The sequence below is a fragment of the Clostridium beijerinckii genome (assembly GCA_003129525.1).
Taxonomy (GTDB): domain Bacteria; phylum Bacillota; class Clostridia; order Clostridiales; family Clostridiaceae; genus Clostridium; species Clostridium beijerinckii_D.
Genome location: CP029329.1, coordinates 3,292,931 through 3,317,801 on the forward strand (window position 1 = coordinate 3,292,931; position 24,871 = coordinate 3,317,801).

At 29.4% G+C, this 24,871-nt stretch carries 22 protein-coding genes and 6 pseudogenes; 10 read left to right on the forward strand and 18 right to left on the reverse strand.

All coding sequences use genetic code 11. From position 1 onward, the window contains the following. The first annotated feature begins 195 nt into the window (after positions 1-195). Both DIC82_14575 and DIC82_14580 read left to right on the forward strand, forming a co-directional pair. The gene (locus DIC82_14575; protein ID AWK52154.1) at positions 196-588 is read left to right on the forward strand and encodes an XRE family transcriptional regulator; all 393 of its coding nucleotides are present in this window, start codon (positions 196-198) and stop codon (positions 586-588) included. A 480-nt stretch (positions 589-1,068) separates the two neighbouring features. Next, on the forward strand, positions 1,069-1,278 hold the full coding sequence (locus tag DIC82_14580) for a KTSC domain-containing protein (protein AWK52155.1): 210 nt from the start codon (positions 1,069-1,071) through the stop codon (positions 1,276-1,278). Between the two features lie 78 nt (positions 1,279-1,356). Here DIC82_14580 and DIC82_14585 read toward each other — a convergent pair. The 4 genes and pseudogenes from DIC82_14585 to DIC82_14600 all read right to left on the reverse strand — a co-directional run bounded on the left by DIC82_14585 (position 1,357) and on the right by DIC82_14600 (position 4,844). Beyond that, positions 1,357-1,527: pseudogene (locus DIC82_14585) on the reverse strand (DNA cytosine methyltransferase). A gap of 212 nt (positions 1,528-1,739) precedes the next feature. Beyond that, positions 1,740-2,081, reverse strand: a complete 342-nt coding sequence (locus DIC82_14590; GenBank protein AWK52156.1) for a hypothetical protein — start codon at positions 2,079-2,081, stop codon at positions 1,740-1,742. A 245-nt stretch (positions 2,082-2,326) separates the two neighbouring features. After that, complete coding sequence (locus DIC82_14595) at positions 2,327-3,862, reverse strand: caspase (protein AWK52157.1); 1,536 nt, start codon at positions 3,860-3,862, stop codon at positions 2,327-2,329. Positions 3,863-4,016: 154 nt separating this feature from the next. Then, a complete protein-coding gene (locus DIC82_14600) occupies positions 4,017-4,844 on the reverse strand; it encodes a serine protease (GenBank protein AWK52158.1) in 828 nt (275 codons plus the stop codon). 249 nt (positions 4,845-5,093) lie between these two features. Here DIC82_14600 and DIC82_14605 point away from each other — a divergent pair, with 249 nt between their 5' ends. Further along, a complete protein-coding gene (locus tag DIC82_14605; protein AWK52159.1) occupies positions 5,094-6,029 on the forward strand; it encodes an integrase in 936 nt (311 codons plus the stop codon). 122 nt (positions 6,030-6,151) lie between these two features. Here DIC82_14605 and DIC82_14610 read toward each other — a convergent pair whose 3' ends face one another. Both DIC82_14610 and DIC82_14615 read right to left on the reverse strand, forming a co-directional pair. Continuing rightward, a complete protein-coding gene (locus tag DIC82_14610; GenBank protein AWK52160.1) occupies positions 6,152-8,875 on the reverse strand; it encodes a hypothetical protein in 2,724 nt (907 codons plus the stop codon). Between the two features lie 5 nt (positions 8,876-8,880). Next, entirely contained in the window at positions 8,881-9,192 is a 312-nt protein-coding gene (locus tag DIC82_14615; protein ID AWK52161.1) for a hypothetical protein, read from the reverse strand. A gap of 946 nt (positions 9,193-10,138) precedes the next feature. Here DIC82_14615 and DIC82_14620 point away from each other — a divergent pair. After that, positions 10,139-10,702 (forward strand): sigma-70 family RNA polymerase sigma factor, encoded by a 564-nt coding sequence (locus tag DIC82_14620; protein AWK52162.1) that lies wholly within the window; start codon positions 10,139-10,141, stop codon positions 10,700-10,702. Between the two features lie 141 nt (positions 10,703-10,843). Here DIC82_14620 and DIC82_14625 read toward each other — a convergent pair whose 3' ends face one another. Continuing rightward, positions 10,844-11,026 carry a hypothetical protein gene (locus tag DIC82_14625; GenBank protein AWK53098.1) on the reverse strand — a complete coding sequence of 61 codons (183 nt, stop codon included), beginning with the start codon at positions 11,024-11,026 and terminating at the stop codon, positions 10,844-10,846. 229 nt (positions 11,027-11,255) lie between these two features. Between DIC82_14625 and DIC82_14630 the strand changes: the two genes are divergently transcribed. From DIC82_14630 to DIC82_14650, 5 genes are all read left to right on the forward strand, one after another. Beyond that, positions 11,256-11,744: a hypothetical protein gene (locus DIC82_14630; GenBank protein AWK53099.1), complete on the forward strand. Its 489-nt coding sequence runs from the start codon at positions 11,256-11,258 to the stop codon at positions 11,742-11,744. Between the two features lie 1,024 nt (positions 11,745-12,768). Further along, the gene (gene ltrA / locus DIC82_14635) at positions 12,769-14,523 is read left to right on the forward strand and encodes a group II intron reverse transcriptase/maturase (GenBank protein ID AWK53100.1); all 1,755 of its coding nucleotides are present in this window, start codon (positions 12,769-12,771) and stop codon (positions 14,521-14,523) included. A gap of 78 nt (positions 14,524-14,601) precedes the next feature. Further along, positions 14,602-14,781 (forward strand): hypothetical protein, encoded by a 180-nt coding sequence (locus DIC82_14640; GenBank protein AWK53101.1) that lies wholly within the window; start codon positions 14,602-14,604, stop codon positions 14,779-14,781. A 30-nt stretch (positions 14,782-14,811) separates the two neighbouring features. Beyond that, positions 14,812-15,030, forward strand: coding sequence for a DUF2922 domain-containing protein (locus DIC82_14645; GenBank protein AWK52163.1), 219 nt, complete (start codon positions 14,812-14,814; stop codon positions 15,028-15,030). A 147-nt stretch (positions 15,031-15,177) separates the two neighbouring features. Further along, a complete protein-coding gene (locus tag DIC82_14650; GenBank protein AWK52164.1) occupies positions 15,178-15,489 on the forward strand; it encodes a hypothetical protein in 312 nt (103 codons plus the stop codon). 14 nt (positions 15,490-15,503) lie between these two features. On the opposite strand, the pseudogene DIC82_14655 reads toward DIC82_14650, so the two are convergent. From DIC82_14655 to DIC82_14665, 3 genes and pseudogenes are all read right to left on the reverse strand, one after another. Further along, positions 15,504-15,725, reverse strand: a pseudogene (locus tag DIC82_14655) (nitroreductase). Between the two features lie 42 nt (positions 15,726-15,767). Continuing rightward, entirely contained in the window at positions 15,768-15,989 is a 222-nt protein-coding gene (locus DIC82_14660; protein ID AWK52165.1) for a hypothetical protein, read from the reverse strand. A gap of 203 nt (positions 15,990-16,192) precedes the next feature. Then, entirely contained in the window at positions 16,193-16,417 is a 225-nt protein-coding gene (locus DIC82_14665; protein AWK52166.1) for a hypothetical protein, read from the reverse strand. A gap of 500 nt (positions 16,418-16,917) precedes the next feature. On the opposite strand from DIC82_14665, the gene DIC82_14670 reads away from it, so the two are divergent. Then, positions 16,918-17,256: a hypothetical protein gene (locus DIC82_14670; GenBank protein AWK52167.1), complete on the forward strand. Its 339-nt coding sequence runs from the start codon at positions 16,918-16,920 to the stop codon at positions 17,254-17,256. A gap of 26 nt (positions 17,257-17,282) precedes the next feature. On the opposite strand, the pseudogene DIC82_14675 reads toward DIC82_14670, so the two are convergent. The 8 genes and pseudogenes from DIC82_14675 to DIC82_14710 form a co-directional block, all read right to left on the reverse strand. Beyond that, positions 17,283-17,505, reverse strand: a pseudogene (locus tag DIC82_14675) (hypothetical protein). Between the two features lie 45 nt (positions 17,506-17,550). After that, positions 17,551-17,763, reverse strand: a pseudogene (locus DIC82_14680) (nitroreductase). 60 nt (positions 17,764-17,823) lie between these two features. Then, positions 17,824-17,928, reverse strand: a pseudogene (locus DIC82_14685) (amidohydrolase). 122 nt (positions 17,929-18,050) lie between these two features. Beyond that, positions 18,051-18,437, reverse strand: a complete 387-nt coding sequence (locus DIC82_14690; protein ID AWK52168.1) for a hypothetical protein — start codon at positions 18,435-18,437, stop codon at positions 18,051-18,053. 102 nt (positions 18,438-18,539) lie between these two features. Further along, on the reverse strand, positions 18,540-20,603 hold the full coding sequence (locus tag DIC82_14695) for a DNA helicase UvrD (protein AWK52169.1): 2,064 nt from the start codon (positions 20,601-20,603) through the stop codon (positions 18,540-18,542). Positions 20,604-20,612: 9 nt separating this feature from the next. Further along, positions 20,613-23,282 carry a DEAD/DEAH box helicase gene (locus tag DIC82_14700; protein AWK52170.1) on the reverse strand — a complete coding sequence of 890 codons (2,670 nt, stop codon included), beginning with the start codon at positions 23,280-23,282 and terminating at the stop codon, positions 20,613-20,615. 154 nt (positions 23,283-23,436) lie between these two features. Further along, positions 23,437-23,786, reverse strand: a pseudogene (locus tag DIC82_14705) (hypothetical protein). 75 nt (positions 23,787-23,861) lie between these two features. Further along, positions 23,862-24,830 carry a hypothetical protein gene (locus DIC82_14710; protein ID AWK52171.1) on the reverse strand — a complete coding sequence of 323 codons (969 nt, stop codon included), beginning with the start codon at positions 24,828-24,830 and terminating at the stop codon, positions 23,862-23,864. Positions 24,831-24,871 lie beyond the last annotated feature (41 nt).

A 24,871-nucleotide genomic window follows, 5' to 3' on the forward strand; every position in this document is an offset into this window, starting at 1 on the left:
AAATAATAAAATGTGTTAATGTATATGGGTAGCAGAGAATAAAATGTGTTTAGATTATAGATCATTATTAGTTAAACATGCTTAAAAAGTGCATCACAGTGCTATACTTTTTAACTAAATTTATTTCATATGGAAAATAGGCTAATATGTTGACTTGTTATTTTCTTGAATATGCCTAAATAAGGAGGGATATATATGTTTAATAATCGTTTAGAAAAGTATCGAAATGAGCTCCACCTAAGAAAGAAAGAAATGGCAGATAAATTACAAATAAGTGAAAGTTACTATAGCCTAATAGAAAATGGAAAAAGAAATCCGTCAAAAAACTTTATAGAAAAACTAGTATTGATTAGTGAATTACCTGAAGAGTATTGGATATATGGAATGAATACGGAAGACTATGTAAATACTAGAGATGAGTTCAAATCTCTAAAAAAAGCTTTAAACACTGTTTTAGAACTTGGTTCTGTTAAAAATGTTAATGAATTTTTTGATCAGAATAATAATCCAAAAGATTCTCTTGGACGTTTACTGATTGCTGCTCTTAAAGCAGATATAAGTTGTATGATAGAAAAAAGGCAAAAGTAACAAGATCATGAATCCTTGTTACTTTTTTTCTATATTTAAATTAGTTACTTGTTGATGCCATAATTTCTATTATTCAATTTTCGCATTTTTCCTTTTTATATAGTTTAAGTCCGAATTCCTCCTAGTAAATGTTAAATGCGTATTATCAAATTCACATTTATAATCTGCGTGTTGTAAGACATTAATTGATACCTTGCAGCTTCTAGGATACACAAATTTATTTTGAACATAAACAGGGTCTTTCTTATTTTTAGATTTACCACTATATTCAAAATGTAGGGTATCCGAAGAAATGTCACTATTGCCGACATCTGAAACAAGATCATCATCTGAATAACTATTATCTGAAAATATATTTAATTCTTCAATAGCTTTTACACTTTATTTTTTCAAATTAAATTTTCTTGTTTATATTCCCAATTTCATTATTAAATCATAATTTTATAATAGATAGAATTAATACGAAAGGTTTTTGTTGCTATGGATTCAATACATCCCTCAAGTATATCAACCATTGTATATGACATTCGTATGTCCTTGCTATTTATACTATTTAGTACTGGCCAGATATACGAATTTACTGGTGTCCCATATAACGTTTATAGAAATTTAATATCAGCACAATCAAAATATAAATATTATGATGATTATATTAATGGAAAATACTCTTCTAAATTAATAAGCCAATAAACTAATTATACAAGCACTATTGTAGAATTTCTTATTGTTATAAGGGTCTGCAATAGTCTTCCCCCTTATTTTTCTAATGTCTACATCCCAAACACTTTCTTGATAATGTTTTGTAAATGGGTGATTAGTCTTATACATTAATATAGCAGCTGGATCATGATTAATTGCTATATAAATAGGTCTGTTTAATGCCATTTCTATTCCTGTACTAGCTCCACCACCTGCAAAATTATCCACTATTAATCCCATGCTCTTACTTTGATTTCCTTCATCAAATCTACATATTGAGTAAATTATATGAATAATCGGAAGTTTTCTTTATATTGAATAAATACTCTTACACCACTTATTCGTGCATCCTTTTTTAGAATTGTGTATAAAAAGATATCGCAAATTCATCTGAATAATGCGATATTTTACACTTATTATTTATTTTTATAATTCATAATGAAACAAAATCACTATTTAAGTTCCACCGGATTAATATATACTTCTCCTTTACCAAGTAATATAATTGTGTAATTAGGAAGAATAGGTATTGTATTATGCTTTTCTGAATTGGGTGTCAGCCGTATAGCTTGAAGTATATTTTGATCTTCATCAGTAATTATAATAGACATGGTATCTGTTGATGAAATGTTTGAAACAGAATAAATGTCATCTTTTGAATGATTAAAATCAGATAATGTATAAATACCTTGGGTAAGATTATTAGTAGTTAAAGCTGCAAATGCAGGTTTTAATCCACTTACAATAAATGTTAAACATAAAAAAGTCAAGAATAAAACAGTAAATCTTTTCATTACAACTCCACCTTTCAGTTATATTATACTCAATGAGCCTAATAATATTAGTCCTTTTTACTTTTACAATAAAATCCCTACTTTAAAACACTTTGTAAATATCCCATTATTTAATTTTCAAAGGACATTTTCCTATCTTGTTACGTCAAAGCTACACATTGCGTAGATTATATGAATAATTAGAAGTTGAGCCCTGTAAATAAAATGTGAGAAACTTATACTTTTTGTGTTTGCACAAAATAAAATTATATTTCTGCTTTTGCCTTTTTAAGTGCTTCTAAATCCTCATAGTATCTATTTATTGTCATATTCATACACGCAATCCTATTCTGAGATGTTCGGCCTGATAAATACTTTGTATTATACAACAAAGTAAAATCATGTATTGTTCCAGATAGATTTGAACAGCACTGACTCCAGACTTTAAGTTCAATTGGCGGTATAGCTAGGTCTGTTTCTGCAAAGTAGTATTTTTCAATTGATGGAATTAATACCTCTATATCATCTACAAGTGTTTCCTCTGATTTAGTTCCATTTAAAAATTCGTTGTATACTCCTATGACCTTTTCAGCCAACGTAATCAGATGTGACATTATATACTTGTTTTTTTCAATTAACATATCTTTATCCCCAATATTTTCTTCTGTGAAAATCTTTAGGTTTTCGTAATACGAATGGAAATTAAAATGAATATCATTGATAATTGCAGAGTTTTCATCTAGTCTGTACCACCATTCTTTATCTTGACTTTCATCTACCCATGTAGTATGGCAAATATAATTACTGTTCATTATATCAGATTCATCACGTCCATAATAGCAAAACACAAAGTTAGCATCTTTTCCTTGCCAATGACTCTGAGAAATTTCATTTTGATATACATCTGCCTTTTTAACTTTGTTTATAATTTCATGAGTTATTTCTGATATATCCTCGAAGGAAAATGGACTTTTCAAAATCACCTTGACAGCATATCTTTTTGATAAACCGTTATGCAATTGTTCAACAGCATATATAATGTAATCATCTGTTTCTTCATAAACTTTTGCTGTATAAAATGGGTAGTATTCCTGAATTTCAAAGAATATAGTACCTCCCAGATTTGCTCTAAAGATAGGATTTTGTTGCTTTTGGGAGTTCTTTTTATTCCATATATCCAAATAAAGAAATAGCAACTTGCTAATGTCATATAGTGATTTTTTGCCTTTTTTAATTATATAAACATCTTTTAGTGCTTCGCATAAAAAACTTGTAAATAAGCTGATAGGCTTATCAGGATGTCCATAAGATACCTGTGTAGCACTACTTGAAGCGAACACAGCATATCCTTTCCCTACAAAATCTTCAACTGTATCATTGATATTAAAAGAAGCAGTCTGATTGATATTAAAATTTCCAGACATACAACTATCTAAAAATATAATTTTGTTTTTTGCAGGTATACTTTCTAAAAGCACAATAATATCTTTAGTATTAACGAAACTGTCACTAAGCAAAAGATGGTGTCCAGTTGGCAGCGTTCCCCCGTGACCCGAGAAATAAAAAATCAAAGTATCTTCAGCATCTGTAATCGAAATTAAATTCTGTAGAGCGGCTATAAAATCTGACCCTTTAACCGTTTCATTATTTCCACAGGTGTATATATTTGTTTTCTCAACTTTTAATCCGCATACTAATGCATCACAAACAGCAGAAATATCATTTTTACAAAAGGGCAAGTCATGTTCGTTCATTGCCTTATAATTACTTACACCTATTACTAATGCCCTTAACACCGACATATTCAACCTCCTAACTCTATATTATGATATATTATATTGCTACTTCATTATTTAACGTCAATTTCACTTCCCATTATTAGCCTAATGGGTATATGTATAATGAAATACTCAAGAAAATCAAAGATATCCTATTTATTTTTCAAAACAGTTATTTCTAGAATAGATTTTCTAATTCTTTTATTCTCTCAGATTTAATAACTAATCCTAAATTATTGGGTATATTTGATATAGATATAGGCTTTTGTACCGTTGGAACATTTATAATTCGCACTTCGCCTTCTGCAGTATGCTGTGGTCCTGCGTAAAGCGTTCCTAGTAATAAAATTCTATTTTTTCCCATATACATATTTCCTTTTTTATCTCTATATCCCCCCTCATTTAGTATAAATACTGGCGAGCCACTTGATCCAGGGAAACATGCGGCATCAATCATAAATTCTTTTTTTCCATTATAGTCATAGCATGGATGGGTAGCTGTAACCCCTTTTCTAAAAATCGGCTTATTATTAACGCTATCCCAGATACCATTAGGATATCCAACCATAACTATATCCTCCATTGCCATTAAATCCTCTAATTGCGAACAACTTGGAATCAATGAAGTATCTAATGCTATATAGAATAGTTTTTGATTTTGTTGATTTGCTATATTAATAAATGGAGCAATTGGCATTGCACATAAATCAACATTATTATCAGGATGCTTCTTCCAAAAAGTTTCAAAATTATCTATTGAAATAGCAAAATGCTCTCTGTCAAGAGGTTCACCATTATCATTCATCTTTGAAAAAATAAGTTTCCCCTTTATGGCATCATTAATAACATGTTTATTAGTTATAATAACTGGAATATGGGTATTATTATCTTTATCATCTTTAAACCTAAATAAATAACCTGTTCCCGTTCCTAAACCTCCACCTTTGTATTCGCATTCTATTCTTAATGTTGCATATGATAACTGCTCAGTTATTGATAAATTCATTTTACTGCCTCCTCTATAATTTTTATATTTATCTTTACAATTCTTTTAAATAGGTATTATTTATAATTAACTTTTATATTCTTACTATTCATAGACTTAATGTTTGGTGTTCATTTTTTAACTCTTCATTATATACACAACCTGTCTAATATCACCTTATAATTATTAGCCTAATAGTTATCTGTTTACTATTGTATGCATGTTTATATTCTTGTAATTTTGTCAACAATTTTTACAGAGGTGTTAATTATGCAATCAAACAAAACTTGTCCATTAGTTGAACAATATTTAGATTATCTTATTAAAATAAAAAATCGCTCAGAAAACACAATCCTAGAGTATCGTACTGATTTACTTATGTTTTTTAGTTATATCATGAAATTACGTAATATTAATATTGTTGATATAAACTTTGAACAAGTAAATTTAGAATTTATAAAATCTATTACTCTTCAAGATATGTATTCTTTTATTTCCTATTGTCAAAAATCTTTAAATGCTTCTGCAGGTACTCGTGCAAGAAAGATAGTTTCCATACGCCAATTTTGGAAATATCTAAAAACCAAAGTACATGTTATTGATAACAATATTGCTGAGGAATTGGAGACTCCAAAATTACCAAAGAGAATACCTAAATATCTTAATTTAGAGGAATCAGTTCGCTTATTACTTGAATGCAAGAAATCTACAAGAGATCATTGTATAATTACTATTTTTCTAAATTGTGCATTAAGATTGTCCGAGCTTGCTAGCTTAAATATAAATCAAGTAGATAATGACATTCTGTCTATAGTTGGCAAAGGCAATAAAGAACGTAAAATTTTTCTTACCCCTGCAGCCAAAAAAGCTATTAATGATTGGATGCATATTAGAAATTCTATTAACATTAATAATGATGCTCTATTCATTTCTAGAAATAAACACCGCATTACTACTAAAGCTATTCAAAATATTGTAAAGAAATATGTTATTTCTTCTAGACTTGATCCAAAATCTATATCAACACATAAACTTCGTCATACCGCTACTACTCTTATGTATAAATACGGCAAGGTAGATATTCGTTCCTTGCAACAAATTCTTGGACATGAGAGTGTCGCTACAACAGAAATTTACACTCATATTGATGAGCATCAATTTCAATCTGCTGTAAACTCTAATCCATTAGCTCTGATGTTTAATTAACTATATTTATTCTAGAATAGTGTATTCAACTTCAAAATCATTCTTAGAATTCTATTTTTTAACATACTATTTCATTCTTTAATTTCACCAAACATGCATTTTTATCGTGCTTTATAATATTATTATCCAAAAACCTCCGTTATCAATCCTGCAGTATCATGCCACCTGTCACATTGATTCCTTATAACACTAAGTTCTGTACTTTTCTTAATAATCTTATTGTAATTTTCATCCTCAATGATTTTTTGTTCTTCAAGTAATTCTTTATAATATTTCAAAAATAATAGTTGCCATAATACTTTTTGAACTGATCTACTCCATTCTTCATAATTCATATCATATTTGCCAGGTTCAGTTGCAACATATAAGCTCTTATTATTTATTCCTAATTTCTTAAAGATAGTTTCAACATCATTATTCCAATATTCTAGACATGCATAAGCTGCATAATATGTTACATTATAATCGCAACTTGCGAAAAACTGTTCATTTTTATCCCATTTTTCATGCAATAAATCAATCATTTTGTTCAAAAACATATTTTTACAGTCTTTGTTAGATATCTGTTGTAAAAGCAAATTATAATTCTCATAATTAATTATCTCATTAGGTCCGTTTAACAGCTTAAATAAAATTCTACTGTCAAAAGTAACTTCTTTATTCATTAATTCAGCCTCTTCTTTTACATAATGCTTAAGTTCTTCATTAAGTTTTGATAATTTATCTAAATTACATTTGCAATTTCTTTTCACTCTATCTATTTCAAATGATATTGTTTCCACACAACTAGCATACTGATAAATAGCACTTTCATTGCAATTATTTACATATACTTGATGATCAACATATTCTCCATTTTTTATCTTCCTAATAATGATTGTATCAAAATAATAATATGCCCATTCCTTTAACCAATCAATATCTGATATAAGTAATCTATCATATATTTCAAAATCAAGATCACTATTAAATATCATTTTCTCTAATAATAATTGCATTGCTTTTGGCGAATGTGCCATTTCCATAATATTTACTAATTCTTTATGACTAATATCATATATAATCCCATATAAACATGAAAGATAGTTATTAACTTCATAATGCCCATGTATAAAACCATTACTCATTAAGTATTGTGGATTTGTTTTTATTCCTTCTTGTTTATCTTTATCTAATGCATTCCTAAAAGTATATACTTCTGACCTTTTGCAATTTAAATCATTTTTTTCATATAGTTCTTCTTCACTTTCAAGTTCCAATGCTATTTTATTACAAAGTGATAAAAATTTCTTAATATCTACTTTAGTGCTTATAAAATCTTTTAAAGTAATCATAATTTTTTTCTCATCTACATAATATAAATACCAACAAAGTCTTAAAATACTTTCCTTTGCCTTTTCTTCTGTTGAATCCCATCCATCATAAAATAATGCTTCAAATTCAAGAACTTCTTTGTTATTGTATTTAGTTAGCATATCTTGCTCCCATTTCTTGGGTGGAATAATAGTAGTAACTTCCTTTTTATATTTTTTATCAGATGTATCCCATAAAATTTCTATTTGCAACCTTTCTAACTTACTTTTCTTTGTTTGAATTTCCTCATCTTTAAGTTCATTAACATATTCTAGTACACTATATGTAACCTCTTTATCCATAGGCGCAATAACAAAACTATAATTTTGGCCTGCTGAATTCAATGAATTACTTAATAAATATCCATCCACTGTTCCGTCATCTAATAATCTTAATAAATATCTATCGTGGATAGCAGTATTTTTATTTTGTGTAATATTAATAATTCTTAAAGATTGATGTATAATAGCAGCATTTTTATTCAAGAATTCTTTTATTTCATTAAGATAATTTACATTCTTTGCATTATTTACATCTTTATCAGGATCTATATCACTTAAGCTTGTAATAACTTCCAATTCCAATTTTGGATTCTTTACTCTCCCTAAAAATTTTTCCATTGCCTTTATTGAAAAATACGGATCGACAATGATAACTTTTTTAACTCTAGATTGATTAAGATATTCTGCTATTTTGCGAAAACTATCAATCTCACATTCACCTTCACTAACTTTTTTACAAAAAGCACCCTTTGTATTTTCATGCTGATATACTTTAATCAATCTTTGACTTAAACTACCAGCTTCATTCCATGGATCATTTTTATAATTACCAGTTTTTGATACCATTGGTACACCATTATATTTCACTGTTCTAATTTCATTTAATTTTTCTATTTTTTCTTTACTACCACCAAATGTCTTTTCAAGTTTATCTGTCCATTCATCATGCAATAAATACTTAGTATTATTAACTATGTCCATTGAAAGTATCATCTGACGCATTAAACTACTAGAAGAAGTATATATTAATTCCCCATTTTCTTTATTCCAAATATCTAGATGCACTTCAGATATGTCCTCATTTGCATCGAATTCTATGAACTCATCATTAATTTTCATTTCTTTTATTTGATATAATATACATCTATCACTATTGTTTAAAACACAATTAACTACTGAATCAAATTTAATATTTCCCTTTTTATTTACTCTAATCCCTTTTGCTGAAATGTCTCTTGATCTTTCGTTTACTACCCTTTTAGTTTCCCATTCAAACTTATCTGCTAATTCATTAGAAGTATATATTTCAATATTTCCCAATCGTTCTGATGAAACACCAAAAAAGCATATTGCAGTTTCTTCAGAAACTTTATCTATTGTATCATGTATTTTTTCTCTTTGTGTTCTAGCTCCTTTATTTTTATAAATCTCTTGTAAATCTTGAAAAATTAATGTTTTATTTAAATTCCAGTACTCTTTTACCTTTGACAAAGACTTTAATATACTTTCACTATTTGCACCAGAATAACTTCGGGATACATTATTGTATCAGGTCTTTGAACAAACCCACTTTTTATACTAAACTCTTTAGTTAAAAAAATATTTTCTTTATTTATTAGACACTCCTGTAATGTTAATGAACTTTCTTTATCCATAACACATGTTAGTCTATATAAGCTCAATTTTTTATCAATTAGCCCACTACTCCACCCTCTTATTTCATTATTGTCTGACAAACCATAACCATATAATAAAATACATGTGTCTTCATTCCTTTTAACAACAAATAACTTATAATATGTATTCATAACTAATGCCTCCTGAATTTCAATTAAAATTTTCTTTGTTTTTAATTTATTAATAACATTATATATAAAATATATTTTCCATTATCTTTAATGAATTTTGTGACAAAATCTAACCTTATTATAAATCATCTTAACTTCCGATTATAGACATAACAAGCTCCTCAACACATCTCTTATTTTTATCCCAAAATAAGAAGTATAGCCCCTCTCTAAATTAATAGATAGTCCATTCTTATTATACAACAAAATTTTATTATTCTTCCTATATTTCCCTTGAAAACTTTCTATTATTTTCATACAAAATCCGAATATATTCTCCAAACATTTAAATTAACTAACCACTCTCTAAGTCCATTATTCCAAGATAATTTAATAATACTCACATTAAATTTCTAAATGGTTTTTGTTGTAATATTTTGTTATCATCTATCAAACCATTTTCAACTAGATAGTCTACAATTAGTTTTATCAAGTGAAACTTGATTCAGATGGGGTTTGATCCCCATTTGAATCTTAGTTGAACTTATCTAGGGTCGTGCCGCTGTTATCTTACACTTATAGAAGTTGGAGTGTTACAGCGGCTAGACATCAGATAAAATGTATTTGTTTAGAGTTAAATGCTTAATTGTTTAAGAATTTTGAAAAAAGTTAATTGGCTATGCTTTTATCTAATCCCACTAATTATTTTACTAGTTTATTTACTGATATATCTCCACACTCTTTTCATAATATGCCTGAGTTCCAAGTTCATTTGACATAATTTATACTAAATTTACTATAAAGTTTTTATATTAATCTTTAACACACCTCTTTTTAAAATTTCACATTGAAATATATAAGATATCTAACTTTTTATCATATATAATAATTGCAAGGGATATTTTTACATTTAACTTATAGATGGAATCAATCACCTTATTAATTCTAAACATCAGGAGGTTTGTACATGGATTTTGATTATATTGAAGAATTAGTTACTAAATCTAAAAATGGTGATAAGCTTTCAAAAGAAAAATTAATTGATGAATTTAAGCCTTTAATATTTAATCTTACTAGCAGAACATTTATAGATGGATATGAAATGCATGATCTTCAACATGAATGTTACCAATCACTCTTTAAATGCCTTTCCTTATACAATTTAGAAAAACATAGATTTGTTGCTTATGCCACTAATGCAATTAAGAATAATATGAATGATTTAATAAAAAGAATTAAAATTAGAAGTGCAACTGAAGGCAGCGATGCCATAAGTTTACATGATGATGTTGAAAAAGATTTGCCCTCACAGGATATCAGCTTAGAGGATTTATTGAGTGATGAATGTGATTATGAAGATTTAAGATTGGCTCTTAGCAATTTAGATGAAGATGAAAAGGCGCTTGTTGATTTTATATTCTACAAAAATAATACCGTTCAAACTTATGCTTACATTAAGAATATGTGTTACTCTACTGCTAATCTTAGAAAGAAGGTTGCTTTGAAAAAAATTTCTAATTATTTAAATTAATTGATGATTAAAATTAAAATGAAAATGCATCAAAAAAATCCAAGGCTAAATTGACTGCACCATATCTACTAGATAGAGTGCAATTTGAATTGCCTTAGATTTTTTTTTGCCCATATTGATCTTGTCTATTTTTATTCTGTCTTACTCAATATTAAAAGTGCTAACAACTTCTGTGGTCTCTTCTACATAAGCTTCAAGAGCATCATCAATACATTCACAAATACAGCTAAGTGTACATCCCTCGCATTCTCTAATCACCCCTTCTACTAATAAAGAGCATCTCATCATATCCCCTAAAGTAGAATTTTTAATCGCTAATGCTATTTGATTTTTAGATGATGGTCGCTTACTCTGTGAGCACTCAGCGAACGTATGTGAGTCGAGTTTCCTTTTTTTCACTTGCTATCTCCTTAACCCGCATTTTACAAGCAAATTCTAAAATTCTAAAATTTTTTAGAACTTTAGAATTTTCAATAAACTAACATATATCCTTATTAATAGGCTATCAAAATTACAGTTTTAAATAAATTTACTCAAGGAGGACATGGAATGTATAGCAAAGAAAAAAGATTTACAGCCACCAAAAAATGACTTTGAATATGATGAAGGTGAAGTATATGGATTTACTGATAAAGCTCCTATAGCTTTAGATGTAGTTTCATCCTTTTCTTTTAGTTATGATTCTGAAACTCAAGTCCATGAACTTAACACAGAAATAAAAAGTAATGATAATAATATTTCTAAGGATAACATTAAGACCGAAACTAACACCACTGAATTTGAACAAGTAAAAAACATTTATAGTTCTACCAAAGATATATTTGATAATAGACGAACTCCTCTTCCTAATCGTGCAACTCCACCAATCGATGGAGAAACTCCAACTATAAAAAGAACCTATACCCTTCGAGACTCTACAATAAGAAAAATAAATGAACTAAAAAATGTGCATCCAGACATCAATGTATGTGTTAGCAGCATAGTTGATATTGCTTTAGATCATTATCATAATTACATCTTAAATGAAGGTGGTACACAATAATCTATTTTTAATACTTGAATATTTTATATTGTGTAAATATATAAGATAAGATAATTTAACTTCTCAAAAATAAATAATTTAAAAATAATATGTAATAATTCATTACCACACATATATCCTCTATGAAAACAAAATGAAAGGAGAAAAAAACATGACTGTAACAAAATCAATCAAAACTGCGTCACTAAGCATTGAATTCCAAAGCGGGACAGATAAAGCAGGCGGTGCGACTTGTTGCTAGACAAAGGTAAGCGTGGGTTTACTACAAAACTAGCCTAGTTAAATACTTTAACTAGAACTGTTATTACAAGAGGTAGAATGATTGGGTAACGCCTTGAAATGCCTTCCCAAAGTTACGAATAGCATTTAATTAAGTACATAGTTATTTGTTATAAGCTCGTTAAAAGGCTTGAGAGCTACCGTAAGTGAATATTTATATTCACACGAAATGCGAACCAGAGGTGGTCGAGTGGTGATAGAGCTTGGGTCTATAAAATATCTATGGTTAGGATGTTCCAGCGGGAACTGACGAAATTGGGAATGTACGGGTCTAAACTTTGTATATTTAGAAATGAATATAACACATTCGTGTCGTAAGTGTGGATTAGTAAAACTCGCCTGTATGAAAATCCATATAGTGTTACAGGCACTATCAAGCTTACAGGCTCATACCAATGACCTAAGGATATATGTAAAGATAGTAATAACGGAACAAGGAAAGCTTGGAATATGGAGGTTTTACTGCCTGTGAAGTAGTGATAAGGAAAATGTAAAAACATATAACTTATCTTAATCCAAGTGAAAGTGGTGGCATGAAGCTGTAATAATTACTGTAATGGTAATTTAAGCAATAGCCACTAGACAATTGTTATTTGATAATTAAATACTGAATAATTCAAGGTTCGGGTAAGACTAAGAGATATGAAACTCACTTTGTATTTTTACAAAGGAGGAAGTAGTAGACTTGAAGGAAAGCATACAATTAGAGAAAAGACAGGTACTAAGAAATAATGAATATTACGCTATGCAAAGCGCGTTTGACGAACTTTATAAACAATCGTGTAGTAATTATAAATTTAGAAATCTAATGCAATATATAATTTCTGATAACAATATCTTATTAGCATACAGAAATATTAAGAGAAATAAAGGCTCAACTACCGTTGGGACGGATAAACTTGATATAACTCACTTTGAAGACATGGAAACAAGTAACTTTACTGAATATATACAAAGAAAATTTGCTAACTATACTCCTAAAAGTGTTCGAAGAGTTGAAATTCCTAAACAAAATGGTAAGTTAAGACCTCTTGGAATTCCTTGCATTGATGATAGAATCATTCAACAATGTATTAAGCAAGTACTAGAACCAATATGCGAAGCTAAATTCCATAAATATAGTTATGGCTTTAGACCAAATAGGTCAACTGAACATGCTATAGCTAGAAGTATGCAGCTAATAAATATGGCTCATTTACATTATGTCGTAGATATTGATATAAAAGGGTTCTTTGATAATGTAAACCATAGCAAACTTAAAAAGCAATTATGGAATTTAGGCATACAGGATAAAAACTTAATTAGTATACTAGGTAAGATTCTAAAATCTGAGGTTGAAGGTATAGGTATTCCCACCAAAGGAACTCCACAAGGTGGTATAATAAGTCCTTTACTATCTAATGTTGTCCTTAATGAATTAGATTGGTGGATAAGCTCCCAGTGGGAAACTTTCAAATCTAAGCGCACTTATAGCAATAAAAACAAAAAGCATGGGGTACTTAGAAAAACCAATTTAAAAGAAGTCTGGTTAGTAAGATACGCTGATGATTTTAAACTTTTCTGCAGAGATTATAAAACTGCACAGAAAATATATAATGCTACGAGATTATGGTTAAAAGATAGATTAGATTTAGAAATAAGTCCTGATAAATCTAAAGTAACTAATCTAAGAAAAAATTATACTGAATTTTTAGGCTTCAAACTAACTGTTAAACCTAAAAGGGGTAAGTATGTTTGTCAAAGTCGAATATGCGATAAAGCAATAAAATCTACCATTAATAATATGAAAAATCAAATAAAAGTAATTCAAAAATCAAGAAACGGCAAAGAAGTTTCAAGACTGAATTCTATAATATTAGGTAGCCATAATTATTATAGCATTGCTACTTATGTAAATATAGATTTTCATAGAGTTAATTTCTTAGTTACAAAAACCTTGGAAATACGATTAAGGAATATAATAACCAATAGACCTAATTTTACTGAAACCTATATGCGTTTATATGGTAATTATCATGGCAAAGTGCGGACCGTTTGCAACGTGTCGGTCTTCCCTATTTACGGATGTAAAACTAAACCACCTATGAATTTTAGTCAAGAGATATGCAACTACACTGAGCAAGGCAGAATTGCAATTCACAATAAACTAAAGGGATACTCTCACTTGATTAAGTATCTATTAGAAACCGTGAATAATAGTAAAACTGCTGAATTCAACGATAATCGAATATCTCTAGTTGTAGGACAAAGAGGAAAATGCTACATAACAGGTTTAGATTTAGAAACGGATAATATGGAATGTCATCATAAGATAATGAAAAGCGAAGGTGGAACTGATAAATATGAAAACCTTGTTTGGCTATGTGGCAAAGCTCATAAACTAGTACATGCTATAGAACAAGATATTATTGATAAATACCTAGGTTTATTGTCCCTTGATAACAAAGGGTTAAAACGTGTTAATTCTTTAAGAATGTTAGTAGGAAATTCAGTTATTTAGTTAAAAGATAATTATTGTTGGAGCGCCGTATGAGCTGGAAACTCTCACGTACGGTGCGAAGGAGGGGAAAAGGTAGCGATTATATCAAAGCCTTACCTATTCCTATATGCGATCTATAGTAAAAAGACTTTTTCCAATGTTAAAACAGATGCCACTACTCAAAACGTCTTTGACACAGCTGAAGCTATTAAAGGTGTTTTACAAGCTTCAACTAGAGACTATTTTGTAAATGAATCTTCAAGCTTAATCAATGCTTAATTGTAAATTGAGTGAAGGGAGGTGAATTAAATGAAATATTCTTTATCTATGACTTTTTTGACTGAGTACGGTTTAAAGACTACTTTAAGTGTTAGTGGGGTAAAACCTACTATTACTGAAGCACAAGCTATTGCTCTTATGGATGTTATTATTGCTAAGAACATCTTTAGAACAAATTCTGGTGATTTAGTTAAAAAATCTGCTGCTCAATTAACTCAAAGACAAGTTACTAAGTACGATGTAGCTTAGCTTTAGGTGAAATTATAGAAGCTTATCCATAATCGGATAAGCTTCTATTAATATTCATAAAACTATACTTACAAAAGTTAGCTGAAATTAATACAACGTATTTTTTCATCAAATTTACACAAAATATTAAAAAGTGAGGTGTACATAATGAAGTTAAGATTATTTATAATAGTTTTTTTAATATCTACATTTGCTCTTACAGAAATTCCAAAAGCTGTTTTTATATCAAATACATATAAACAAGGTATATATAATATTTCTGAACCAAAGAAATTTCTAGCTACTGCTAAACTTGCAGGAACTCCTCCTTCAACTCTGTTAATAATTGATTCAAATGGTAATCAGAAATTTTTCAAAAGATTTGATACCCTTAATGAGGTTATCAACCTGGGTTATATTAAAGATGGGGATCTTCTTATAATCGTTGGTAAAGGAGAAATATCTGTAAGTAGGTCATAGCTATTTAGTAAATGTTATTTAAATACTTTTATACGTTCTTCTAATGGAAAAAATTGCTTTTCATCTGGTTCTGCTGTTGGTTTTCCAAATGGCATTTGTCCAATAATCTTCCAGCTGTCAGGTATACTCCATTCTTTCTTTATGTCATTTTCAATAAGCTCGTTATAATGTTGCAAAGATGCTCCAAATCCTTCAATTTCAAGCGCTGTCCAAATAACAAATTGATGCATACCGCTGATATATTAAAAGAACTCTATTTCTAGAGTTCTGAATATTTACTAAGCAACATCTGCATATATTTTTATTATATATATATTTTTGCGTTCTACTTTTAATATTCTAACTAAACTATTTTCCCATATATACTCAACAGCTTTATTAAAATCTTCTGCACTCAAATTTACATCGTTACTAGATAATATTACTATTGACTTTCTACAAGATTGTATTATCGGTGATACCTTTATTTTTTCTAATATCACATTTACGTTGTTATCCATATTTTTCACTTCCTTTTATATAATTAATTATATAAAAGCTGACTTATTTTATTCCTTCTAAATATTACAAATTATATATTAAATTAGTAGATATTATATATCCCCTTGCTATGGAAATGTTATCACTTTTTCAAAATATATTTTTGGGTTTCTATTGACTTATAAGCCTAATAAAAGAACTCTAGAAATAGAGTTCTCAAAAATTACGTTGTGACATCTACATATATCTTTACTATATAGATACTTCTACGTTCTACTTTCAATATTTTAACCAAGTTATGTTCCCATATGTACTCAATAGCTTCACTAAAACTCTCAGCACTCAATTTTACGTCGTTGGTAGATAACCATACTATTGATTGCTTACCAGAACGCATTACTGGTGTTTCCTTTATTTTTTCTAATATTATATTTACGTCATTACTCATATGCTTCACCTCACATAAAATTTAATACAGTATTGCAAATAAATCAGTAGATACTATCTATTTAAATAACACAGTGCTTCATTTTCTTTTTTATCTATTATTGCATATAACGCTTGTCTCATTTTATAAACTGTTTTTTCAACATCTTCTAAATTACTCACATTGTCTTCTCCCAAATACAAATACACATTAATATAATATTGTGTTTATACTCCCATAAAATAACAACCTTTATATTAATAGATATATTTAATGCATAAATTATGAAAAACTATTACGTTTAAAATACCCCGTATCGTCTACATATTATCTTAAGAACAAGCTTAACACTTCGACTTTACAGGGCATTTTATGTAAATGGGTATAATATATTAGGAGTGTTATTCAATTTCATATTAAGGCATATATGTTAATTGGTTTTTATACACTCAATATACTATTCGTTCTTATTTTTAATTTTCTGACATGAAATATAAATTTTATTTGAATTTAAGAACTTTATGGAAGTGTGCGTTATGATAATAAAGAAGTTTTTAATGGTGTTTTTAATATCTATATTTACCTTTGCTACAATTACACAAGCACAATCAATTCCCGCCATTTCAAATACTTATAAACAAGGTATCTATGATTTCTCTAATTTCAGTGGTTATAGTAGTGCTACTGCTAAACTTATAACTCCAAACACTGTTGTTACTTTAATAGTAATTGATAATAATAGTAATCTTAAAACATTTATACAACTCAATGATGTAAATGAAATTGTAAAACTAAATTCTATTCAAAAGGAATATATTGAGGTAAATAAAGAAACTCACGACAATACTAACTTATCATGAGTTTCATTTTTAAGGAAAATACGCTACTAAAGAATTATTTTGAGTTCATTTGCATATTCAATTACACTCGGATAAAAACATTTAAAGTCATTTTCAAAACTTTCATAATTATTAATAAGCTCATCAATAGGATTTATTAAGGGATGCCTTGTATTAGAAAATTTTTTAGCAATCAAAATCCCCCAAAAAATTTCCCAACATATTTTCTTCACTATTATCTGAAAGATATATATGAGCTAAATAATTCATTTTTTCTCCTTTCAAATCCCTCTGCATTGAACAGTATACATATATAGAATTTATCTTGTCTTCAGTTTCACTAAATTTATCTGCTGGTACAATTTTTCTTAAAGCTTCTTTTGCAATATCCCACAATTTATCATGTTGATTTTCAAGTAATAAAACTACTCTTGCACTTTGTGAGTTAAATGCTGATGGAGTATGTTTCACAGCATGCTCTATAATCTCTTTTATTCTATCGTCTGAAAGCACTGGTTCCTTGCTAATTCCATAATTTTAATTTCACTTTTTTCCTTGCATAATTTTTTTATACATATTTGAATTTAGCTATTTCATTCTTTTAATTGTTTCATCCAATGAAATACATTCTGCATATCTGACATTCCACATAAATTCATTGTAATATTGATAGCTTTTCTCTGCTGACTTATATGATAAGTCATTATAATTATTATTTATCTAGATTTTGTAAAATCAGGAGTTGTTTTTAAAGGAAACTCAACTTATATTCGTTCCTGAATAATACGGTATTTTGATTAATTATTTTCTATACATCATATATAAATATCTACAACATGTACACGCCAAACATCATCGATCCATAGACCAACTACTGTAACTGGAAGTCCCCATGATTTTACTATCTGTGTTGATGCTATTATATCTTTAAAATGTTCTCTGTCACTAACAGGATTTGCAGCACAATCATAATGTCCTGATACAGCAACTACATTGGACTTATGAGCTGTTATTGAAATTATAACATTCTCTTTTAACCTTTCAATCATATCCAATTGATCTTGAGCTAATACTTTATCCATTCCAGGTTCTGTAATTAAGTCCACATAATCCACATCAAAGTTTTCTTTCAACCAATTTATTATAGGAATTTGCGTCCTACCATCAATACAATTTAGCGCTGTTCCAAATCTTTTTTTCATTGCACACCTTTAATTATTTTTTACTAATAAAATATGAAGGTATTATAGAATTTGTGAATAATTAATCCTTTTGCATAGCAAACTAAGTTGAAAATTTTCACTTTATAAAAATTCCAACTCACTAAAGGCTTTTATAAATTCTTTTATTCCATAATTATCAAATTCCACTTCAATCATCATGTCATCTTCTTTTAGAACTTTTCCTGTCCCATATTTCTTATGGCTTACCTGTTTTATAGATACCTGATCTACTACTTCAACTACTGGTTCAACAATTATAGTTTCTTCTTTCTTTCCTTCAGCCTTTGCCTCTTGAATTTGTTTCTTTAGTTCCTGCAAATTTACACTCTCACTTTTGACCTTATCATTTTGTATTAACTTTTGCGGAATCATATGAATATATCTGCTTTCTCCTGAGGCTGCTCTGTGATAATCAGGATTTGTATAATAGGAAAGTTCTAAATAATCTTTTGCTCTTGTAATTCCAACAAAAAATAATCTTTGCTCCTCTTCTTCCTCCATATCTCTTGTATGCAATGGAATTAAGCCATAATTAACGCCTGTAATAAAAACATATGAAAACTCTAATCCCTTAGATGCATGTAACGTCATCAGCTTAACTGAATCCTTATCACTATTTATATCCTTTTGCAAGATATTCACACCATATAATGCTGAGGAGTTTATAAAATCTCTTAGTCCACTTAGAAATTGCATTTGCTTTTCCTTCACATATTCCATGATTATATCTAGTAAAGTACAAATGGATTCTTTGTCTTCTTTATATGTAGCTACAGTTGGTTTGATATATTTATCAAATTCAAAATAATTATAAAGTTCATCTGATTTATTAAAATCAGCACATTCACTAAGGAATTTATGCATTTTTTCAAGCAACTCTGACTTAACTATATTCTGTTCTTTCACTATTTTCCTTGCAGCTTTTTCTGTCATCCTTTCCCCATAATACTTATTGCTAAGAACATATATTGCAGACGTGAAATCATTAGGATTTACACAAACACGAAATAGTTTAATCACCCAGTTTAAGACAGGAATATCACGTATATTTTTCTTCATGGATACTTCAAATGGAATTTTATTTTTCAAAAATACATCTTCAAAAACCTGAGATTGATTCTGTAATCTATAAAAAATTGCAATTTCCTTATATGGTACACCTGATTTATGTATTTCTTTAATCTTATCTACCAGATAACATGCTTCATTAAATGGATTATACTGATTTTTCACTACGATTTTATTTCCAGCTTCCCGTGCTCCTATCAAGCTATTTCCACTCTGCTGAAAACACCTTGCTGCTTCTAAAATAGAGCTACTAGAGCGGTAGCTTATTGGAAGAGACAGTTCCTTTGCATCATATTTATGCTTTAATGTATAAACCACATTCAATGAACTTCCACGCCAACTATATATAACCTGATTGGGATCACCTACTGCAAATAATTTGGTACTCTCACTTTTTAATTTATCAATGAAATCAAGTTGTAGTTTATCACTATCTTGAACCTCATCAATAATAATCCACTTTGGCTCTATCTTATAATAATCTAATAAAATATTTGCATTTAGCAATATATCTGAAAATGTCATCTTATTCTGTTTTATTTTTTCTTCTTTTAGTAACTGAACCAGCTTAAATATATCATCATCATATCGTGAAATCTTTTCCTCTTCTTTCTCAATAGACATTGCCTGCTCTAGCCGTTTTATTAATCGGTTTTTATATTTAATTTTCAGCTTTTCTTCCTGTATGATCTGCATAGCAATATCTAATTCCTCTTTTGGCTCTATCACTAGAAAATCTTTTACATATCCTAACTTTTCAATAGTCAATGCATTTTTCAACAAATAAAGTGCAACACTATGAAAGGTTCCAAAGCCCTCAAGCTCTTCTAATTGTATACTATCATCAGAATCAATTAATCTTTCTTTAATCTCATTTGCTGCTTTATTAGTAAAGGTCAAAACAATCATATCTTTATAGCTGATATTTTTTTCATAATGAAGATATATAATTTTTGAAATTAAGACTGTAGTTTTTCCACTCCCAACATTTGCATTTACAATACACGCATCACTTTCATTAATCACTGCTTCTCTCTGATATTCATTTAATCTCTCTAATTGTTTCTCATAATGCATGGAAGCCTCCTATTCAACAAGATCTTCATATCTTCTCTGTAATTTATTTTTTATATTTTTTCTGTCATCATCTGTCTTCGTTTCTTCTAGTCTGATACTTAATTCAATTCCTGCTGGAGCCTCTGTATGGAAAGAAATAATATTTATTATGCTTTTTTTATTACTATCTTCCATTACCCATTCTCCATAAAAAGCATTATGCATAACTAAGGTTATAGTTCGATTGTCTATCTCAACTTCAGGAATTGTACTTAAAAATTTTGCAAATGCATCTCCATTCGCCTGCATATATTCACAAAATTCTTTCCATTTTTCCTGTAGTTCATTAAATTTGAATGGCTTTTTAATAAAGGTCGATGGCGCGTATTCCACTAGCTTAATATTCTTAGGCGCCTCTAACTCTTCTAATAAATTCTTGAGTCCCCATAGAACCATAGCTTTATTTAATTGATAATCTCCAATACATGCAGCGCAGCCATTTTCGCATTTGCATCCACCGACCATCTTAATCGCATCTTCAATAATTTGTGCAGTTAAATCAAATACTTTTTCTGCATAACCGAGGCCCCCTACATACTTATCATAAATAAACATATATACTTCATCATCATAATTTTGCCTTATTTCTATTGCATTGTTAGACATTACAACACCAATATCTTCCTGCTCTGTCATTGTGGCCATCATTGCTGCATTTTTTATAGCAAAACACACACCTTCAAAATGGTTATTTCTTATAATCATTCCATTTGGGCTTTCTTGAAGCAGTCTTCTATATACCGTAACAACATTGTCGGGAATCTTTATCCAAGTGCTTTCCGTATCATAATCCTTTGATAATGGTTTTTCTAATTGTTCAAAGCCTAAGTTCTGATGATTATGAAACTGAAGCTTTTTATACATATAAACTATCTCATCAACATTTACATCTCCAAATGTAACTTTAGTGCGTTTATAATCCATACCTTTACTGCCTTGAATAATCCTTATATTTGTAATGCCTCCAGGCATTGTGTAATAATTTCCATTAAAGGCAATCGCAAATGCAGTTCTACTTTCCAAATCAAGTTTTATAACCTGATACTGAACGCCATCATGCATATAAATTGCTCCATTATGAACTTCACGGAAGGCCTGCATTTCATCCATTTCTGTAATTTCTTTATTATTTTCTTTATTAATAAGTTTGTATCTGGCTTTATCAATATTTCTTAAACTGAAATCTCCTGCTGGAAATGAATTACCACTCCATGTAAACTTTCCACCCTGATTGGTTAATTCACTTGCTCTAATTAAAACAGGAATCGTTTCTCCGAGGTCTGGAAAAATCGAAATATCATCTAAGGTTAAAGGTATTTCAGCAGCTGCTGCACGTATATGAGCAAGCTCAATTAAAAGATTATTCTTATCGATAACTGCATTTTCACTTCCACTTTCAAAAAGCCAGTCTGGATTAATTGCTATATATTGATCAAAAGGCAGATTATCTAGAATTAAATAATTTGTAGACTCTTTTCCACTTCTACCTGCTCTACCTGTTTGTTGCCAGAAAGATGCTCTCGTTCCTGGGTATCCAACAATTACTGTTGTATCAATTTTCCCAATATCTATACCTAGTTCTAATGCATTGGTAGATACTAATCCACGTAGAACTCCTGTAATCATTTTATTTTCAATTTCTTTACGCTCCAGTGGAGTATAACCTCCCCTGTATCCAGAAATCTTATCTTTCAAGGACGCTCCAAAAAAGTTTTCCATCTCTAATTTATCTCTTGATTCCTTTAATACCACTTCAACATTTCTTCTTGATTTAGCAAAAGCAATAAAACTATTATCATTTTCCACTAAATCAGGTATTAAATCAGCAGCAACTGATGTTGACTGCACCTGTCCATAATATTTTTTATCATGGCCCATAATCTTTGGAGGTTGTATAAGCATGTATTTTTTCTGTGGAGCTGGTGAACCATCCTTATTAACTTGAATGAATTTCTGCCCACAAATTTCTTCTGCCAATTCAACAGGATTTGCTATGGTTGCTGAACTACATAGATATTGTGGTGATGAATTATAATATCTACATACTCTTCCAAGTCTTCTAAATACATTTGCAAGATGTGAACCAAATGCTCCTCTATACGTATGCAACTCATCAATTACTACATATTTTAAATTAGAAAATATAAAATCGAACCCAAATTTACTGTGATTCGGTAAAAATGCAGCATTTATCATTTCCGGATTAGTTAAAATAATATTAGCATTTTTTCTAATTCTACTTCTTTCATTTACAGTCGTATCCCCATCATATACACCTGCTGAAACCCTGTTATCCCCGAAATATTCTAAGTATGGTAAGATGGCACGATACTGATCACTTGCAAGTGCCTTTGTAGGATATATAAAAATTGCTCTTGCAAGAGGATTTGATAAAATTTCTTGGATAACCGGGAGCAAAAAGCTAAGGGTTTTTCCACTTGCGGTAGATGTGGTTATCACAATATTATGACCCTTCATTGCTTTTTCAAACATTTCTGCTTGATGACAATACAGCTTCTCAATCCCTTTTTGAGAAAAGTACCCGCATAATTCTTGTGACAAATTACTCGGGTAATCTACATACGCTGCTTCTCTTTTTGGCATTGTTTTATTGTATATGATTAAATCACGTATATTCATTAATTTTACTCCCATTCTACTAAATTACATTATAATTATATACCAAATGATAAGTAATTACATATTAGTTTAGCAAGGAAAAACCTACCCATTTCAGGATGCACTCTAAGGTATAACAAAACTATTGAAAAAACGCTATAGCTTCTTTCTTTTATTCTTCAATTAAAGGCACAAAATCATCCATAAATGAAGTATTATCCTCTACTTGTTCCATACTGTTCATTCCACTTAATACGCGAAATACTCCCTTTTGGCTGGCTGCATATCGGAGAGCCCAACTTGCAGTAGAAGCAGCTGGATTATAATTTTTCATTAATTTTTCAGCCTCTTCTGGTACACTTATAAGCGTTCCACCAAAGCCTTGCGTATTCCTTATTCAGCATGATAGCCATGATATGTGTAGGCAGTATCAAAATAAGTAAATCCTTTTTCTAAATAGGTATCAAATAACTTATTAATTAGTTCGTAATCAAAAGAAACTTGATCCTTTTGATTCAATTACAAAGGCCTCTACCCCACAAGTAAAGACCTTAATCGCATAGCCAAGAGTTTACACTAGACTATATTTCAAAATCAGACTTATTCAAAATTCATTTTATAATCCACTTCATAGTCCATTTCTGGTACTTTTCTAAATATTTTTAATAAACGTAAATAATGATTTGCTTCACGCAAAGTATGGTCACCCAATAATGGTATTATTATTGATTTGATTTTACATTGAAGTAATCCTTTGGTGGCTTGTGCCTTAAACTTTCTGATTGCTTTAGTTTCTTCTAAACTTTCCTCTGTAACTTCTGAAATTGGAATGCATTTATCCATAGCTTTTTTAGCATCTCTTGTTAACTCATCAAACTCATGAGCAAAGTTATTTGCTGCATTTATTAGTTCTTCTTCAGTTGGGTCAAGAAGTACACGTATGAATTTTGAATGTTCAGCCATAATTCTGTTCCAGAAAGCTTCTTGCTCAAATGCCTCTCTTTCTAGATTAATTTCTTCACGGTTTTGAAGCCTTTTAACTAGTCTACAATAAAATTTTGCTTCTCTTAAAATATGATCAATAAGCAAAGGATAATTAACTGTAAATACTTTACAACATAAAACATCACGTAATAACGTGCTCTTAAATGCTATTAAGCCTTTAGTTAATCCAATTGCTTTATTATTAAGCAAACATACTCTTTCCTCGAGAATCTTATTGTTGCATTTCATTTGGCAGCTACCCTCTAAGCATTGCTCTGCCTTAGTAAGATTTATTGGAATTTTTACTCCTGTAAAAAATGTTGTAGCTTCTTCGGCTTTTTTTGTAAAAGGTGTAAATACTTCACCAGATTGTAATACTTTATTACTAACTACACCATTTGAAAGAGCTATAGTTTCTGCTAAAAGAATGTCAAATTGCATTCTAAAACCATCTGCAATTGCTATAAAGTTCTTGTCCCTTGGTGTAAAACCTATTTGTAAAAAAAATGAGTGTTCCTTCATAATTCTTGCAAAAAAAAGATGCAATTCTAATGATTGGCGTATAAATCTGCTACTAGATAACACAGTTTACTCCTCCTTAGTATACCTATTCGTTTCATTTATAT

Bases quoted from the DNA above. Each gene is read 5' to 3' on its own strand.
- DIC82_14595 (AWK52157.1), bottom strand. From the start codon at position 3,862: ATGTCGGTGTTAAGGGCATTAGTAATAGGTGTAAGTAATTATAAGGCA.
- DIC82_14660 (AWK52165.1), bottom strand. From the start codon at position 15,989: ATGGATAACAACGTAAATGTGATATTAGAAAAAATAAAGGTATCACCG.
- DIC82_14645 (AWK52163.1), top strand. From the start codon at position 14,812: ATGAAATATTCTTTATCTATGACTTTTTTGACTGAGTACGGTTTAAAG.
- DIC82_14650 (AWK52164.1), top strand. From the start codon at position 15,178: ATGAAGTTAAGATTATTTATAATAGTTTTTTTAATATCTACATTTGCT.
- DIC82_14605 (AWK52159.1), top strand. From the start codon at position 5,094: ATGCAATCAAACAAAACTTGTCCATTAGTTGAACAATATTTAGATTAT.
- DIC82_14580 (AWK52155.1), top strand. From the start codon at position 1,069: ATGGATTCAATACATCCCTCAAGTATATCAACCATTGTATATGACATT.
- DIC82_14620 (AWK52162.1), top strand. From the start codon at position 10,139: ATGGATTTTGATTATATTGAAGAATTAGTTACTAAATCTAAAAATGGT.
- DIC82_14670 (AWK52167.1), top strand. From the start codon at position 16,918: ATGGAAGTGTGCGTTATGATAATAAAGAAGTTTTTAATGGTGTTTTTA.
- DIC82_14615 (AWK52161.1), bottom strand. From the start codon at position 9,192: ATGAATACATATTATAAGTTATTTGTTGTTAAAAGGAATGAAGACACA.
- DIC82_14700 (AWK52170.1), bottom strand. From the start codon at position 23,282: ATGAATATACGTGATTTAATCATATACAATAAAACAATGCCAAAAAGA.
- DIC82_14665 (AWK52166.1), bottom strand. From the start codon at position 16,417: ATGAGTAATGACGTAAATATAATATTAGAAAAAATAAAGGAAACACCA.
- DIC82_14695 (AWK52169.1), bottom strand. From the start codon at position 20,603: ATGCATTATGAGAAACAATTAGAGAGATTAAATGAATATCAGAGAGAA.
- DIC82_14575 (AWK52154.1), top strand. From the start codon at position 196: ATGTTTAATAATCGTTTAGAAAAGTATCGAAATGAGCTCCACCTAAGA.
- DIC82_14690 (AWK52168.1), bottom strand. From the start codon at position 18,437: ATGAAAAAAAGATTTGGAACAGCGCTAAATTGTATTGATGGTAGGACG.
- ltrA (AWK53100.1), top strand. From the start codon at position 12,769: ATGCAAAGCGCGTTTGACGAACTTTATAAACAATCGTGTAGTAATTAT.
- DIC82_14600 (AWK52158.1), bottom strand. From the start codon at position 4,844: ATGAATTTATCAATAACTGAGCAGTTATCATATGCAACATTAAGAATA.
- DIC82_14590 (AWK52156.1), bottom strand. From the start codon at position 2,081: ATGAAAAGATTTACTGTTTTATTCTTGACTTTTTTATGTTTAACATTT.